This window comes from Rhizobium johnstonii 3841, from assembly GCF_000009265.1.
GTDB classification, from domain to species: domain Bacteria; phylum Pseudomonadota; class Alphaproteobacteria; order Rhizobiales; family Rhizobiaceae; genus Rhizobium; species Rhizobium acaciae.
Genome location: NC_008380.1, coordinates 3,517,483 through 3,533,555 on the forward strand (window position 1 = coordinate 3,517,483; position 16,073 = coordinate 3,533,555).

At 61.3% G+C, this 16,073-nt stretch carries 13 protein-coding genes; 7 read left to right on the forward strand and 6 right to left on the reverse strand.

Annotated features, from left to right (window positions below):
• The first annotated feature begins 105 nt into the window (after nt 1-105).
• The 5 genes from RL_RS17245 (at nt 106) to RL_RS17265 (ending at nt 4,535) form a co-directional block, all read left to right on the forward strand.
• Nucleotides 106-1,209 (forward strand): ABC transporter substrate-binding protein, encoded by a 1,104-nt coding sequence (locus RL_RS17245; protein WP_011652839.1) that lies wholly within the window; start codon nt 106-108, stop codon nt 1,207-1,209.
• Nucleotides 1,210-1,280: 71 nt separating this feature from the next.
• On the forward strand, nt 1,281-2,174 hold the full coding sequence (locus RL_RS17250) for an ABC transporter permease (RefSeq protein ID WP_003541488.1): 894 nt from the start codon (nt 1,281-1,283) through the stop codon (nt 2,172-2,174).
• Nucleotides 2,171-2,959, forward strand: coding sequence for an ABC transporter permease (locus RL_RS17255; protein WP_003541491.1), 789 nt, complete (start codon nt 2,171-2,173; stop codon nt 2,957-2,959). The genes RL_RS17250 and RL_RS17255 overlap by 4 nt, the downstream gene beginning before the upstream one ends.
• A 12-nt stretch (nt 2,960-2,971) precedes the next feature.
• Nucleotides 2,972-4,033, forward strand: coding sequence for an ABC transporter ATP-binding protein (locus RL_RS17260; protein WP_011652841.1), 1,062 nt, complete (start codon nt 2,972-2,974; stop codon nt 4,031-4,033).
• A gap of 196 nt (nt 4,034-4,229) precedes the next feature.
• On the forward strand, nt 4,230-4,535 hold the full coding sequence (locus tag RL_RS17265) for an NIPSNAP family protein (protein ID WP_011652842.1): 306 nt from the start codon (nt 4,230-4,232) through the stop codon (nt 4,533-4,535).
• A 74-nt stretch (nt 4,536-4,609) separates the two neighbouring features.
• Here the strand turns inward: RL_RS17265 and RL_RS17270 are convergent, their stop codons facing one another.
• The 5 genes from RL_RS17270 to RL_RS17290 all read right to left on the reverse strand — a co-directional run bounded on the left by RL_RS17270 (nt 4,610) and on the right by RL_RS17290 (nt 9,956).
• Nucleotides 4,610-5,611, reverse strand: coding sequence for an ABC transporter ATP-binding protein (locus RL_RS17270; protein WP_011652843.1), 1,002 nt, complete (start codon nt 5,609-5,611; stop codon nt 4,610-4,612).
• A 10-nt stretch (nt 5,612-5,621) separates the two neighbouring features.
• Nucleotides 5,622-6,680: a Gfo/Idh/MocA family protein gene (locus RL_RS17275; protein WP_011652844.1), complete on the reverse strand. Its 1,059-nt coding sequence runs from the start codon at nt 6,678-6,680 to the stop codon at nt 5,622-5,624.
• Complete coding sequence (locus tag RL_RS17280) at nt 6,677-7,516, reverse strand: carbohydrate ABC transporter permease (RefSeq protein WP_011652845.1); 840 nt, start codon at nt 7,514-7,516, stop codon at nt 6,677-6,679. Before RL_RS17280 ends, RL_RS17275 begins: the two co-directional genes overlap by 4 nt.
• Before the next feature lie 9 nt (nt 7,517-7,525).
• Nucleotides 7,526-8,473 (reverse strand): carbohydrate ABC transporter permease, encoded by a 948-nt coding sequence (locus RL_RS17285; RefSeq protein WP_011652846.1) that lies wholly within the window; start codon nt 8,471-8,473, stop codon nt 7,526-7,528.
• Nucleotides 8,474-8,696: 223 nt separating this feature from the next.
• Nucleotides 8,697-9,956: an ABC transporter substrate-binding protein gene (locus tag RL_RS17290; RefSeq protein WP_011652847.1), complete on the reverse strand. Its 1,260-nt coding sequence runs from the start codon at nt 9,954-9,956 to the stop codon at nt 8,697-8,699.
• A 528-nt stretch (nt 9,957-10,484) separates the two neighbouring features.
• Between RL_RS17290 and RL_RS17295 the strand changes: the two genes are divergently transcribed.
• Entirely contained in the window at nt 10,485-11,369 is an 885-nt protein-coding gene (locus RL_RS17295; protein ID WP_011652848.1) for an N-acetylglucosamine kinase, read from the forward strand.
• On the forward strand, nt 11,366-12,130 hold the full coding sequence (locus RL_RS17300) for a GntR family transcriptional regulator (protein WP_011652849.1): 765 nt from the start codon (nt 11,366-11,368) through the stop codon (nt 12,128-12,130). Before RL_RS17295 ends, RL_RS17300 begins: the two co-directional genes overlap by 4 nt.
• A 134-nt stretch (nt 12,131-12,264) precedes the next feature.
• On the opposite strand, the gene metH is transcribed toward RL_RS17300, so the two are convergent.
• On the reverse strand, nt 12,265-16,038 hold the full coding sequence (metH, locus tag RL_RS17305) for a methionine synthase (RefSeq protein WP_041936400.1): 3,774 nt from the start codon (nt 16,036-16,038) through the stop codon (nt 12,265-12,267).
• Between the last annotated feature and the right edge of the window lie 35 nt (nt 16,039-16,073).

Consider the following 16,073-nt stretch of genomic DNA (forward strand, 5'->3'; position numbering starts at 1 on the left):
CCCCCGCTATTCAAAGCAGAATTAACGTCATCGAACTGTCACACAAGCTTCATGTAATCTCATTAACAGCATCGCCAGACACTGAAAACCCGAAGGAGAACAACAGTGATCTCTAACATTTCTCGACTTCTGTCGCTTTCTACTGCGATGATCGTGGCTTCGACCGCGATTGCCGCCGCCGAGCCGAGCGCTGAACTTATCGCCGCCGCCAAAAAGGAAGGCAGCCTGACGACGATCGCTCTGCCGCACAGCTGGTGCGGCTATGGCGACGTCATTGCCGGCTTCAAGGCCAAGTACGGCCTCGAGGTCAACGAACTGAACCCGGATGCAAGTTCGGGCGACGAAATCGAAGCCATCAAGGCCAACAAGGGCAACACCGGCCCGCAGGCTCCTGACGTCATCGACGTCGGCCTCTCTTTCGGCCCGTCCGCCAAGAAAGACGGCCTGATCCAGCCTTATAAGGTCTCCACCTGGGATTCCATTCCTGACAGCGCCAAGGATGCTGAAGGCTACTGGTATGGCGACTATTACGGCGTTCTCGCGCTCCTGGTGAACAAGGATCTCGTCAAGGAATCGCCGACTGACTGGGCCGACCTGAAGAAGAGCGACTATGCAAACAGCGTCGCCCTCGCAGGCGATCCGCGCAGCGCCAACCAGGCTGTCCAGGGCGTCTATGCCGCTGGTCTCTCCGCATCCGGCGGCGACGCGGCCAAGGCAGGCGAAGAAGGCCTGAAGTTCTTCGCCGAACTGAACAAGAGCGGCAATTTCGTGCCGGTCGTCGGCAAGGCTGCTCCCTTCGCGCAGGGCTCCACGCCGATCGTCATCGCCTGGGACTACAACGCCCTCTCGTGGGGCGAAGGCCTGAAGGGCAATCCTCCGTTCGAGGTCGTCGTTCCGAAGACCGGCGTCGTTGCCGGCGTCTACGTCCAGGCTATCTCAGCCTTCGCTCCGCACCCGAACGCTGCCAAGCTCTGGATGGAATACCTCTATTCCGACGAAGGTCAGCTCGGCTGGCTGAAGGGCTATTGCCACCCGATCCGCTTCAACGATCTTGCCAAGAACAACAAGATCCCGAAGGAACTGCTCGACAAGCTGCCGCCGGCAGCAGCCTATGAAAAGGCTGTCTTCCCGACGCTGGAAGAGCAGGCCGCCGGCAAGGAAACCATTACCAAGAACTGGGATTCCGTCGTCGGCGCCAACGTTCAGTAAACTTTGATCCTGCCTCCCCGCCGCAAGGCGGGGAGGTTTTCTCACTCCGACGCCCCAGGATGAGCTTTTCCATGAGCACCGTTTCAACGCCGATGGCGAGCAGTGCCCCCTTGATCAACAAAGACCGCGTGATCGACTGGCTGGGCATCTCACCCTTCATTATTTTCTCCCTGCTATTCCTGATCATCCCCACGCTTTATCTCGTGGTGGGCGCGTTCCTGACGCCCGAGGGCGATTTCACGCTGAAGAATATCGGCGATCTTTTTACGCCATCGATCATGAGCGCTTACTGGATCAGTATCCGCGTCTCGGTCGCCTCCGCCCTCGGCGGCGCGTTGATCGGCTTTTTCCTTGCCTGGGCCGTCGTGCTCGGCGGCCTGCCCGCCTCCGTGCGCTCGACACTGCTGACCTTCTCCGGCGTCGCCTCGAATTTCGCCGGCGTGCCGCTCGCCTTCGCCTTCCTCGCAACGCTCGGCCGCACCGGCCTTGTGACGATCTTCCTGCGCGAATGGTTCGGCTTTAATCTCTACGGCACCGGTTTCAACCTGCTGTCCTTCTTCGGCCTCACCATCACCTACATGTATTTCCAGATCCCGTTGATGGTGTTGATCCTGACGCCGGCCCTCGACGGCATGAAGAAGGAATGGCGCGAAGCATCGCAGATTCTCGGCGCCACCAACCGTCAGTACTGGACGATGGTCGCGCTGCCGATCCTCTGGCCGAGCCTGCTCGGCACGACGCTGCTGCTCTTCGCCAATGCCTTCGGCGCCATCGCCACAGCCTTTGCGCTGACCGGCAGCTCGCTGAACATCGTGCCGATCCTGCTTTATGCGCAGATCCGCGGCGACGTTCTGCATAATGCCAACCTCGGTTACGCCATTGCGCTCGGCATGATCGTGATAACCGGCGTCTCCAACGTCCTTTACCTCCTGCTGCGCATGCGCGCCGAACGGTGGCAGAAATGAAAGCTCAACGTCTCGGAGCCTGGATCGCCATCATTCTCGGCGCGTCCTACTTTATCATCCCGCTGATCGGCACAATCGAGTTTTCGCTGCGCATGCGCCGCGGCGAATACAGCCTCGACGCCTATCAATCGGTCTTTTCGGACGCTCAGTTCCGCGAGACCTTCGGCTATTCCATGCTGATGGCGTTACTCACCATCGTCTTCGGCATGCTGCTTGTCGTGCCAACGGCCTATTGGGTGCGGCTGCGCCTGCCGCAGATGCGCCCCGTCGTCGAATTCATCACGCTGCTGCCGCTTGTGATTCCCGCAATCGTCATCGTCTTCGGTTACCTCAGGATGTACAATTCGTCGTCCTACCTGCCGCTGACGGGTTCGACGACTGGCACCAACATCCTGCTGGTCTTCTCCTATATCACCCTGTCCCTGCCCTACATGTACCGTGCCGTCGATACCGCCATGCGCGCCATCGACGTCCGCACCCTGACGGAGGCAGCCGAAAGTCTCGGCGCCAGCTGGACGACCATCATGTTCAAGTGCATTTTCCCCAACGTCATGAGCGGCGTGCTCTCAGGTGCCTTCATCACGCTCGCGATCGTCATGGGTGAATTCACCTTCGCCGCACTGCTCAACCGTCCGGCCTTCGGTCCCTACTTGCAGCTCGTCGGCGCCAACAAGGCCTATGAGCCTTCAGCGCTCGCCGTCATCGCCTTCTCGATCACCTGGCTCAGCATGGGCCTGCTCAACCTCGTTTCCCGCGTCGGCAAAGCCCGCCCGGCAAAGGCTTAAGGTATCTGGTTCATGTCCTTTCTCACACTGACCAACATTCAGAAATCCTTCGGCCCGGTGCAGGTCGTCAAGAACTTCAACATGACGATCGAAAAGGGTGAATTCATCTCCTTTCTCGGCCCGTCAGGCTGCGGCAAGACGACCGTCCTGCGCATGATCGCCGGCTTCGAAACGCCGACCGGCGGCACGCTGACCATCAATGGCAAGGATCAGAGCTCGCTGAAGCCGAACCAGCGCAATATCGGCATGGTCTTCCAGGCTTATGCATTGTTCCCCAACATGACCGTGCACGACAATGTCGCCTTCGGCCTCAAGGTCGCCGGCGCGCCGAAACCTGAGATCGACGCCCGCGTCAAGGAAATGCTCGGCCTGATCAAGCTCGATCACCTGGCCGACCGCTTCCCCTATCAACTATCGGGCGGCCAGCAGCAGCGTGTCGCCCTTGCCCGCGCGCTTGCCGTCAAGCCGCAGGTGCTGTTGCTCGACGAGCCGCTCTCCGCGCTCGACGCCAAGATCCGCGTGTCGCTGCGCGAGGAAATCCGCCAGATCCAGCAGCAGCTCGGCATCACCACGGTCTTCGTCACCCATGATCAGGAAGAAGCCCTGTCGATCTCCGACCGCATCGTCGTCATGAATGCCGGCAAGGCCGACCAGATCGGTTCGCCCTTCGAGATCTACAACACGCCGGCGACGCGCTTCGTCGCCTCCTTCGTCGGCACGCTGAACCTCATCGAAGCCACGGTCGTCGATCCCGACAGCAACCGCATCCAGATCGGCGATCAGGGTATCACGCTGAAGCAGTCGGTGGCCGCTCACAAGGCTGGCGAAACCATCTCGCTGGCGCTCCGTCCGGAAGCCGGCTCGCTCTCCGATAGCGTCAAGAGCGACACGGCGCTGACCGGCCAGGTGGTTTCTGCCCACTTCCTGGGGTCGGTCATCCGCACCCGCATGAATGTCGGAGGCAACGTCATCTCCTTCGACATGTTCAACAGCCCGGGCACCACACCGCCGCAGGCCGGCGAAACGGTAACCCTGCGCTTCATGGCAGCCGACCTGCTGATCATCCGCGACTGATTTCGCCAATACTGCTGAGGCAAAAGGCGCCGCGAAACGGCGCCTTTTTTCATTTCAGCTCGTCCGACCCGTCAGCAATCGTGATGCAGCCATCACCATAATGCACTTGAACTCTCCGAGGTCGGTGCCAGAAGTTGAGCAAACCAAATGAGCCGGGTAGCCCTCTGCCTTGCATTTTCAGAAATGGGATATTTCAATGATTACCTGCCACCTGCGTTATGTGATCGATCCGTACAAGCTTGCCGAATTCGAAGAATATGCCCGGCTCTGGATTCCGATCGTCAACAGGATGGGCGGCACCCATCACGGTTATTTCCTGCCGTCCGAAGGCGCCAACAATATTGCCATTGCGCTGTTTTCCTTCCCGAGCCTTGCCGCCTACGAGGACTATCGCACACGCATGGCAAGCGATCCGGAATGTCAGGCGGCTTTCGAACTCGATAAACATAACCGCAGTATCGTCAGCTATGAACGCAGCTTCATGCGGCCCGTGCTCGGCTGATCAAACCCGCGCACGACGGGAAATGAAAAACTCCGCCAGGCTGGATGGCGGAGCTTTTTCGTTCTGTCATCCGGTTAGCGGATCGCCTGGTCGTCGACATCGAAACGATGCACGTGCGCCTGGTCCGGCGTTGCATAGACGATCTCGTCCGGCTCGTACTGATGCTCGCCGAAAAGACGTGCCGTCAGCAGGCCGCATTGATCGGATTCCAGATAGATGATCGTGTCGGCGCCGAGATGCTCGACATGCACGACCTTCGCAACCCAAGTGCCCTGCTCGCGCGACAACGTCAGGTGTTCGGGACGCACTCCGATCGTCTTGGCGCTGTGATCGCCGACCTTCTCGGCCGCGATAAAATTCATCTGCGGCGAGCCTATGAAGCCGGCAACGAAGACATTGGCCGGTCGTTTGTAGAGTTCCATCGGCGAACCGATCTGCTCGATCGCGCCGGCATTCAGCACCACGATCTTGTCGGCGAGCGTCATCGCCTCGACCTGGTCGTGGGTGACATAGATCATCGTTGCCTTCAGGCTGCGGTGCAGCCGGGCGATTTCGAGGCGGGTCTGGACGCGCAGCGCCGCATCGAGGTTCGACAGCGGCTCATCGAACAGGAAGAGTTCCGGTTCGCGCACGATGGCGCGGCCGATGGCGACGCGCTGGCGCTGGCCTCCGGAGAGCTCGGCCGGCCGGCGCGCCAGATAAGGTTCCAGCGAGAGCATGCCGGATGCCTTGCCGACACGCTTGTCGATCTCATCCTTGGCGGTGCCGGCCTGCTTAAGACCTAGCCCCATATTGTCCTTGACTGTCAGATGCGGATAGAGCGCGTAGGACTGGAACACCATGGCGATGCCACGCTTGGCCGGTGGCGTCAGTGTCTCATCGCGGCCATTGATGACGACGGCGCCTGAGGTGACGTCTTCGAGGCCTGCAATGCTGCGCAGCAGCGTCGATTTCCCGCAGCCCGACGGTCCGACGAAGATGACGAATTCGCCATCCTTGACCTCGAGGTCGATGCCTTTCAGCACCTCATGCGTGCCATAGGTCTTGCGGATGGATTTGAGTTGAAGCGATCCCACGGGTCTTTCCTTATAATCTGACCGGCTGGCCGGTGCGCACGCTCTCGTCGGCGGCAAGGCAGATGCGCAGCGATGCCACCGCATCCGCCATATGGCGGTCGAGGTCCAGATCCTCGCGGATCGCCCTCAGCATGAAGGCCTGTTCCAGGTCGCAGAGCGCCTGATGACCGGGCTCTCCTTCCATCGTCATGTCCTGGTCGGGCCGGATAAACTTGCCGTCCGGGCCGGTCTCGGCCGTGTGCAGACGGATCACCGAGGTCTTGGTGTGCGTGTCGATATCGTCGGACTTGGCGTTCGGATCCATGACGATCGACACCGCACCCTTCGGCGACATCACATCCTTCACGAAGAAGGCAGTTTCCGAGATCATCGGTCCCCAGCCGGCCTCGTACCAGCCGACGGAACCGTCCTCGAACAGCACCTGCAGGTGACCGTAATTATACATGTCGGCAGCGATCTCGTCGGACATGCGCAGCCCCATGCCGCGCACCTCGACGGCTCTCGCGTCGGTGATCTGGCACATGACGTCGACATAATGCACGCCGCAATCGACGATCGGCGAGGTCGTGCGCATCAGCGACTTGTGCGTCGCCCAGGTCGGACCGCTGGACTGCTGGTTAAGGTTCATGCGGAAGACATAAGGCGGGCCGAGCTTGCGCGCCTCTCCGATCAGCTTCATCCAGGAAGGGTGATGACGAAGGATATAGCCGATCACCAGCTTGCGCCCCGCCTTCCCAGCTGCCGCGACGACGCGCTCCGCGTCTGCGACCGTTGTCGCCAGCGGCTTTTCCACGAAGACATCGCAGCCGGCCTCAAAGGCGGCGACCGCATAATCGGCATGGCTGTCGGAATAGGTGTTGATCGAGCAGAGGTCCGGCTTCAGCTCGGCGAGCGCCGTCATGAAGTCGGGGTGGATCGTATAGCCCTGCAGCTCGGCCGCCAGCTCCGGCGTCGAGCGGTTGACGAGACCGACGATCTCGAAGCCGGGATTATTGTGATAGGCGAGCGCATGGCTGCGGCCCATATTGCCGAGGCCGGCAACGAGGACGCGGATCGTTTTTTCGGTCACTTGACGGCTCCTGACGTGATGCCGCGGATCAGCTGCCGCGAGAAGATGACGTAGAGGACGAGGATCGGCAGGATCGCCAGCGACAGCGCCGCCAGCACCGCATTCCAGTTGGTGACGAACTGGCCGATGAAGATCTGCGAGCCGAGCGTCACCGTCTTGGTGGCCTCGGAGGGTGCGAGGATCAGCGGGAACCAGAGATCATTCCAGATCGGGATCATGGTGAAGACCGCAACCGTCGCCATGGCCGGGCGCACCAGCGGCAGCACCAGGCGGAAGAAGATCGCATATTCGGAAAGCCCGTCGATACGCCCCGCATTCTTCAGATCGTCCGAAACCGTGCGCATGAATTCCGACAGGATGAAGATCGCCAGCGGTATGCCCTGCGCGGTATAGACGAGGATCAGCGCCGTCAGCGTATTGACGAGGCCGGCCGCCACCATGCCCTGCAGGATCGCCACCGTACCGAGACGGATCGGGATCATGATGCCAATCGCCATGTAGAGCCCGAGCAGCATATTGCCGCGGAAACGGTATTCGGAAAGCGCAAAGGCCGCCATGGCGCCGAAGAGCAGCACCAGCAGGATCGAGACGATCGTGACGATGAAGCTGTTCTGGAAATAGGTGGCGAAATCGCCCTGCCCGAGCACCGTCTGATAGCCGACCAGACTGAAGGTCGACGGCGTCGGGATCATCAGCGGCTCGCGGAAGATCGAAGCGCGATCCTTGAACGAGTTGACGATCGTCAGGAAGACCGGAAACAGCGCGACCAGCGTATAGGCGCCGAGCGCCAGATGCACGAGGCCGGTGCGGATGGGAGATGTGCGTGCCTTGGACATGCGCGCTCCTCAGAATTGGTAGCGACGCATGCGCCGCTGGATGACGAACAGATAAAGCGAGACGCCGGCGAGGATGATGAGGAACATCACCGTGGCAATCGTCGCGCCCATCGAGCGGTCGCCGAGCTGAAGCTGGAAACCGAAGAAGGTGCGGTAGAGCAGCGTGCCGAGAATGTCGGTCGACATGTCAGGTCCGGCAAGCGCCCCCTGCACGGTATAGACCAGGTCGAAGGCATTGAAATTGCCGACGAAGGTCAGGATCGAGATAATGCCGATCGCCGGCAGGATGAGCGGCAGCTTGATTTTCCAGAATTGGGCCCAGCCGGTGATGCCGTCGCATTCGGCCGCCTCGATCACCTCTTCGGGGATGCTGAGCAGTGCGGCATAGATCAGCATCATCGGAATGCCGATATATTGCCAGTTCGAGATCAGCGACACCGCGATCAGCGCCGAACCGGACTTTCCGAGCCAAGGTGCGAACAGGAATTTCAAGCCGATAAGATCGAGCATCCAGGGCGCCACGCCCCAGATCGGCGAGAGGATGAGCTTCCAGATGAAGCCGACGATGACGAAGGACAGGAGCGTCGGCAGAAACATCGCCGTGCGGTAGAAGGCTACGCCGCGCAGCTTCGGCACCGAAAGCAGGGCGGCAAGCGCCACGCCGATCGGGTTCTGCACGCACATGTGGATGGCAAAGAAGATCAGGTTATTGACAAGGGCATTCCAGAAATCGCGCGCCCAGCGCGCATCGCCGAACAGCACCTTGAAATTCGCCAGTCCGACGAAGGCCGGCTGCCCGTCGACCGTATTGTAGAGCGACAGCCGGAGAGTTTCGATGAGCGGCAGCACCATGACCGCGGAATAGACGATCAGGGCCGGCAACATGAAGACGAAGATGTGCCAGCGCACCGGGCGCCTGATCGGGACGATATCGACCGTGTTGTCGGTTTCGCTCATGGCTTTTGCCTGTTCTTGTCGACTGGCCGCAAGGTGCAGCGCAGATGGAAAACATTGCGCCTCACCCCTGACCCTCTCTCCGGCTGTGGGGAGAAGGAATGTGCCCTGCTTTGATGCCATGTCGGGCTGGGAGGTCGCTGCGAGTCTCCCTCTCCCCTGAAGTGGGAGAAGGTGGCCGGCAGGCCGGATCAGGGGCGGCAAACGCCGCCCCTCTCACACGCTATCACTTGGCCGGCTTGTACCAGCTGTCGAGGCCGTCCTGCAGCTTCTTGGCGGCGACCGCAGGCGTATCCGTGCCGTTGATCACGTTGGCCGATTCGACCCAGGTCTCGTTTTCCAGGTTCGGCGTGCCACGTGACAGGATCTGGTAGGTCGAGCGCACCGTCGACTTGTACGGGCCGCGCCAGGAAACGAATTCCTGAGCGAGCGGATCGGACATTTTGACCGGGGAGGAGTTCAGGCTGAAGAAGCCCGGCAGCGAGTTGGCGTAGATATCTGCGAACTCCGGCGAAGCGACCCAGCTGAGGAACTTCTTGGCTTCCTCGGCATGGGTGCTCTTTGCGTTCAGCGCGACGCCGATATCCGGATGGTCGGAGATATAGCCCGTGTCGCCTGCCTTCGGAACCGGCGGCGGGAAGGCGCCCATCTTGAACTGGGCCTGGCTGTTGAACAGCGCGATTTCCCACGAACCGGCCGGATAGATGGCTGCACGGCCGAGCGTGAACAGGTTCTGGCTGTCGGAGTAGGTCTGGGCTTCGAAACCGTCGCCGAGATAGGGCTTCCACTTGGCAAGCTCTTCATAGGGCTTGACCCAGTCGGCATCGGTCAGCTTTTGCTTGCCGGCGATCAGGGCGGCGCGGCCGTCCTCACCCTTCCAGTAGTTCGGGCCGATGTTCTGGTAGCCCATGGTAGCAGCTTCCCAGAGGTCCTTCGTGCCCATGGCGAGCGGGATGTAGGTGCCGTCGGCCTTGATCTTGTCGAGCGCTGCGTAGAACTCGTCCTGCGTCTTCGGCACGGAGATGCCGAGCTTGTCGAAGGCATCCTTGTTGTAGATGAAGCCGTGGATGACCGAAGCCATCGGCACGCAGAAAGTCGACTTGCCGTCGTCGGTGCTCCAGGCGGCCTTGGCGACCGGCGAGAAGTTCTCCATGCCAGGCAGGCTGGTGATGTCGGCAAGCTGCTTCTTGTTGAAGAGTTCGAGCGAGGCATCGAACGGACGGCAAGTGATGATATCGCCTGCGGAGCCGGCATCGAGCTTGGCGTTCAGCGAGGCGTTGTATTCGGTCGGCGCGGTCGGCGAGAAGACGATCTTGATGCCCGGGTTCTTGGCTTCGAAGGCCGGGATGATCTTTTCCTGCCAGATCTGTAGATCGTCGTTACGCCAGCTTTCGACCGTCAGCGTGACGTCGGCGGCGTGGACGAGACCCGCTGAACTCAGCAGACTGGAGGCAAGCAGCAGGCTTTTCAGAGCAGTGTTTTTCATTTCCCTCTCCTGTTTTAAGCGCCGCAAGGCGCTGTTTTCGATTTGAAACAAGCAATCGGTGTGTCTGAGGCAACACCCAACGCCCCTTGGAGGACCGCCAGCAATGCCGGTCCCGAAAGCTCGACGGACACGAAGGCGGATCGCCTGCGGCCGGACTGCGCGCCTTCCCGGCGGCTACACCGAGGGCGGCGAAATGATGGGGAAAGCCGATGGATTCCTGAACCTCGCCACAAGCCCGATAGGCCGGCGGGTCGTCATCTCGATCACCTTCGTAGCGGTTCCGGCTTGGCTTAACTGCCGGTTTTCGTGGGCTTCGAAGTGCTGTTCCCTTTTGCCGAATTAATGCCAAAAAAATACCAATTGTCCAGCCGAAATTAACTTTTCGACCTGATAAAACTCATTAAAAAATTTAATCAAGCGAAATCAACAAGATAAAAAGATTGATTTTTCACGTCATTCCCACTTGGTAAATGGTATTTTTTTGGTATTGTATTAAAAAACATAGGGAACGGCATATTCGGAGGCCCGATGACGGAGCTTGCAATCGGCATAGACGGCGGCGGAACGAGCTGCCGGGCCGCGGTCGCGGACAGGAGCGGCAATATCATCGGCCGCGGCAAATCAGGCCCTGCCAACATTCTGTCGGATCTCGAAAACTCTCTTCTCAATATCGTTGAATCCGCCCGGCAGGCGCTCCGCGATGCGGGGCTTGCCGCTGAAACCATTTCCTCCGTAGCAGCCGTCGTCGGCGTCGCCGGCGCCAATGTTGGCGATTACGGCAGGCGAATCGAAAAGGCCCTGCCCTTCGCCGAAGGCCGCGTCGTCACCGATGCGCTGATCGCCCTGCAGGGTGCACTCGGCGATGCCGATGGCATCGTCGGCGCCTTCGGCACCGGCTCGGTTTATAATGCCCGTAGGGATGGCCGGCTGAACGGCATCGGCGGCTGGGGCTTCGTCGTCGGCGACCAGGCAAGCGGCGCCCGCCTCGGCCGCGACCTGCTGGAACGATCGCTGCTCGCCCATGACGGGGTGCGCCGGGCATCGCCGATCACCGAAGTGATCATGACCGAATACGGCAACGATCCCGAGCGCATCGTCGAGTTCGCCCATTCAGCAAGGCCAAAGGATTTTGCCCGTTACGCGCCGATCGTCTTCCAACATGCGGCCAAGGACGATGCCGTGGCAGTCGGCATCGTCACGGATGCGGCGACGGCGATCGGCGAAAGTCTCGAAGCGCTGCTCTGGCCCGAATGCCCGTCGATCTGCCTGCTCGGCGGTCTTGCCGAGGCTTATGAGCCGTGGCTTTCCGAACGCTACCGGTCGCTGCTCGCCAGACCGAAGGGCGATGCCCTGCAGGGCGCAGTTGAACTTGCGATGAAGCTCCTGAACGATCGGCAGAGAGGTGCGGCATGAGCGACGACCTCGCTACCATCCTGTCCCTGGAGCGCTTGCAGGCTGCCGGCACCGGCCCGCTCTACGTCAAGCTGCGCCGCATGCTCGAAGAGGCCGTGCGCACCGGCACGCTCGGCCACGGCGATGCGCTGCCGCCGGAACGCGACATCGCCGAATTCGCCGCCGTTAGCCGCGTCACCGTGCGAAAGGCGATCGACGAACTTGTCGCCGACGGCCTGCTGGTGCGCCGCCACGGCTCGGGCACCTTCGTCGCCAAGCCGGTCTCCAAGGTGGAGCAGCGCCTGTCGCAGCTCACCTCCTTTACTGAGGATATGGCGCGCCGCGGCATGTCCTCCCGCTCCGAATGGCTGCACAAGGGCATCCACACCCCCTCGCCCGACGAGATGATGATCCTTGGCCTCGGTACCGACGTCAAGGTTTCGCGCCTCTCCCGCCTGCGCATCGCCGACGACCAGCCGCTGGCGATCGAGAACGCCAGCGTCTCCGGCGAATTCCTGCCCGATCCCTCAGCCGTTACCAATTCGCTCTACGCCGAGCTCGAACGGCTGCAGGTCCGCCCCGTGCGCGCCGTGCAGCGCATCTCGGCGACCAACATGAAGGAAGCCGACGCCCAGCTTCTCGGCGTCTCCGTCGGCGCGGCCGGCCTGTCGATCGAGCGTATCTCCTATCTCGGCTCCGGCCGCGCCGTCGAATTCACCCGCTCGCTCTACCGCGGCGACGCCTATGACTTTGTCGCGGAGCTGACGATCGCGGTGACTTGAACCGCAAAGCCGACATCATCGGCAGCCAGGAATAATCTTCTTTATTTTCAAAAACATGAAGCCGGAAAGTGAATCACTTTCCGGCTTCATCGTTTCTTGAATCACTTTATCAGCGAACCGCGCCAAGCGGCCGCTTACGCCGCATCCTCGATCTCGGTTTCGGCCTTGCGCGGCACATAGTTAAGCACCGGTCCGAGCCAGCGCTCGACTTCGGTAATGCCCATGCCCTTGCGCTTGGCATAGTCTTCCACCTGATCGCGCTCCACCTTGGCGACACCGAAATAATAGGAGTCGGGATGGCCGATATAGAGGCCGGAAACCGACGAACCGGGCCACATCGCATAGCTCTCCGTCAGCTTCACGCCGGCCGCTTTTTCAGCATCTAGCAGCTTGAAGAGTGTTGCCTTTTCGGTGTGGTCGGGCTGGGCGGGATAACCGGGCGCCGGGCGGATGCCGGCATAGGCTTCGGTGATGAGATCCTCCTTGCTGAGCGTCTCGTCCTTGGCATAGCCCCAGTATTCGCGTCGCACCTGCTCGTGCATGCGCTCGGCAAAAGCTTCGGCGAAGCGGTCGGCCAGCGCCTTGACGAGGATCGAAGAATAATCGTCGTTCGCCCGTTCGAAACGTTCGGCGATGGCGATTTCCTCGATACCCGCCGTCACCACGAAGCCGCCGACATAGTCCTCGACACCGCTCGAAACCGGCGCCACGAAGTCGGAGAGCGCCACGTTCGGCCGCCCGTCCCGCTTCGAAAGCTGCTGGCGCAGCGTATAGAAGGTCTCAAGCTCGTGCTTCCGGCTCTCGTCCGTGAACAGCCGGATATCGTCGCCGACGGCACCGGCCGGCCAGAAGCCGATGACGGCGCGCGGGCGGAACCACTTCTCGTCGATGATCTTCTTCAGCATCGCCTGCGCATCGGCCCAGAGCGCACGCGCCGCCTCGCCCTGCTTCTCGTCTTCGAGAATGGCCGGGTACCGGCCGCGCAGCTCCCAGGTCTGGAAGAACGGCGTCCAGTCGACATATTTGGCAAGCTCGGCCAGATCGTAATCCTCGAACACCCGTGTGCCGAAGAATTGCGGCTTCACCGGCCGGTAGGCAGACCAATCGACCTTATGCGCATTCTCGCGAGCCCGGGGTAACGGCAAGCGCACCTTCTCGGCCTCGCTGCGCGCATGGGCGGCCGCCACCTTGGCATATTCGGCGCGGATATCGTCGACATAGCTGTGCCGCGTTTCCGGCGACAGCAGAGCCGAGACGACGCCGACGGCGCGGCTCGCATCGGTGACGTAGATCGTCTGCCCCTTGTTGTAGCCGGGATGGATCTTCACGGCCGTATGCACGCGGCTGGTCGTTGCCCCGCCGATCAGCAGCGGGATCTCGAAGCCCTGCCGCTCCATTTCGGCCGCGACATGGACCATCTCGTCGAGCGACGGCGTGATCAGGCCGGAAAGGCCAATGACATCGACCTTTTCGGCAATCGCCGTTTCGAGGATCTTCGTCGCCGGCACCATGACGCCGAGGTCGACGATCTCGTAATTGTTGCAGGCAAGCACGACGCCGACGATGTTCTTGCCGATATCGTGCACGTCGCCCTTGACCGTCGCCATCAGGATCTTGCCGGCCGACCGACGCTCATCGCCGCCGTTGAGGCGCTTTTCCTCTTCCATGTAGGGCAGCAGCACGGCCACCGCCTGCTTCATCACGCGCGCCGACTTGACCACCTGCGGCAGGAACATCTTGCCCGAGCCGAACAGATCGCCGACGACGTTCATGCCGGCCATCAGCGGCCCTTCGATGACGTGCAGCGGCCGGACTGCCTGCAGGCGCGCCTCCTCGGTATCGGCCTCGATATATTCGGTGATGCCATTGACCAGCGCATGCTCTAGACGCTTCTCGACGCTCCATTCGCGCCAGGAAAGATCCTGGACGCGGCCTTCGCGTGCGGCGCCGCCACGGAATTTCTCCGCCACTTCGAGCAGCCGCTCGGTACCATCAGGGCGACGGTTCAGCACCACGTCCTCGCAGGCCTCGCGCAGCTCGGGATCGATATTGTCGTAGACGGCAAGCTGGCCGGCATTGACGATGCCCATGTCCATGCCCGCCTGGATGGCGTGGTAGAGGAACACGGCATGCATTGCCTCGCGCACCGGCTCGTTGCCGCGGAACGAGAAGGACAGGTTGGAGACGCCGCCCGAAATATGCACCAGCGGCATGCGCTCGCGGATCGTCCGCGTCGCCTCGATGAAATCGACGCCGTAATTATTGTGCTCTTCGATGCCGGTCGCGACCGCGAAGATGTTCGGGTCGAAAATGATGTCCTCGGGCGGGTAGCCGATCTTCTCGGTCAGCAGCTTGTAGGCGCGCGTGCAGATTTCCACCTTGCGCTCATAGCTGTCCGCCTGCCCCGTCTCGTCGAAGGCCATGACGACGACGGCCGCACCGTAATTGTGCAGCAGCCGCGCCTGGGCGAGGAAATTCTCTTCGCCTTCCTTCAGCGAGATCGAGTTAACGATCGGCTTGCCCTGGACGCGCTTCAGGCCGGATTCGATGATCGAGAACTTCGACGAGTCGATCATGACAGGCACACGGGCGATGTCAGGCTCGGCGGCGATCAGGTTGAGGAACTCGACCATCGCCTTTTCCGAATCGATCAGGCCTTCGTCCATGTTGATGTCGATCACCTGCGCGCCGTTCTCGACCTGGTCGCGGGCGACATCGAGCGCTGCGGTGAAATCGGCATTGGTGATCAGCTTGCGGAAGCGGGCCGAGCCGGTGACGTTGGTGCGCTCGCCGACATTGACGAAGGGAATGTCCTTGGTCAGTTCGAAAGGTTCGAGACCCGACAGCGACATGAAGGGGCGATGCTCGGGGATCGGCCGTGGCTTGTATTTCGCAACCGTCTCGGCGATCGCCTTGATATGCTCCGGCGTCGAGCCGCAGCAGCCGCCGACGATGTTGACGAGGCCCTCGCGAGCGAAGCCGTCGATCTGCGCCGCCATCAGCTCCGGGGTTTCGTCATACTGGCCGAATTCGTTCGGCAGGCCGGCATTCGGATAGGCGCAGATGAAGGTATCGGCAACACCCGAAAGCTCCTGCAGATGCGGGCGCATCGCATTGGCGCCGAGCGCGCAGTTGAGCCCGATCGTGAAGGGATTGGCATGGCGCACCGAATTCCAGAAGGCCGACGGCGTCTGGCCGGACAACGTGCGGCCGGACAGATCGGTGATCGTGCCCGAGATCATCACAGGCAGGCGCACACCCTTGGCCTCGAAGCGCTCCTCGCAGGCGAAGATCGCAGCCTTGGCATTCAGCGTGTCGAAGATCGTCTCGATGAGGATGATGTCGGCGCCGCCGTCGATCAGCCCGTCGATCTGCTCGCCATAGGCGGTGCGCAGATCGTCGAAGGTCACGGCACGAAAGCCAGGATTGTTGACGTCGGGCGAGATCGAAGCCGTGCGGTTGGTCGGCCCGATGGCGCCGGCGACGAAGCGGCGGCGGCCGTCCTCGCGCTCGGCGCGCTGTGCCGCCCGGCGCACGATCTCGGCACCTTCCTTGTTGAGGTCGTAGACCGCACCTTCCATCTCGTAATCGGCCTGCGCGATGCGGGTCGAGGAGAAGGTGTTGGTCTCGAGAATATCGGCGCCAGCCTTGGCGTATCTGTAATGGATCTCTTCGATCGCGTCCGGCTGGGTCAGGATCAGAAGGTCGTTATTGCCCTTCTGGTGACAGGCGCAGCCGATGAAGCGCGTCCCGCGAAACTGGTCCTCATCATAGCCGAGCCCCTGGATCTGCGTGCCCATGGCGCCGTCCAGAACAAGGATGCGTTCGCTCGCGGCTTGTCTCAAAGCTGCGAAAACTTCACTGCCGTCACGTTTGCCCGTTTCCGGACCAAAGAGATTGTCAAACACGGGAGGGCTCCTTGACGTCATAAGACCAGACTTCC